Origin of the sequence: Prauserella cavernicola, assembly GCF_016595675.1 — a bacterium.
GTDB classification, from domain to species: Bacteria; Actinomycetota; Actinomycetes; order Mycobacteriales; family Pseudonocardiaceae; genus Prauserella_A; species Prauserella_A cavernicola.
This window is the reverse complement of the sequence record NZ_JAENJH010000089.1, coordinates 1-279: the sequence shown is the minus strand read 5'-3', so window position 1 is coordinate 279 and position 279 is coordinate 1. Positions and strand designations below refer to the sequence as shown.

The following is a 279-nucleotide window of genomic DNA, read 5'->3' as shown; positions in this document are numbered from 1 at the left end:
TTCCCGGACTCTCAGTACGTACGTACGGATTGCATAACCCGTCCCCCAGGTGTCAAGATCGGGGGATGCCCCGGGTCAGCCAGGACCACCTCGACGCGCGCAGGCGACAGATCCTCGACGGCGCACGCGCGTGTTTCGGGCGCCACGGATACGAGGGTGCCACGGTCCGGCGGCTCGAGGAAGCCACCCAGCGGTCCCGGGGCGCGATCTTCCACCACTTCCGCGACAAGGAATCGCTGTTCCTGGCCCTCGCGGAAGACGACGCGGCGCGGATGGGCG

General features: G+C 68.5%; 1 protein-coding gene. It reads left to right on the top strand.

Annotation, left to right across the window (positions count from 1 at the left end; translation table 11 throughout):
• Positions 1 to 65 precede the first annotated feature (65 nt).
• Positions 66 to 279 (top strand): helix-turn-helix domain-containing protein (locus JHE00_RS34830; protein ID WP_200326462.1); only part of this gene is annotated, 214 nt, incomplete at its 3' end.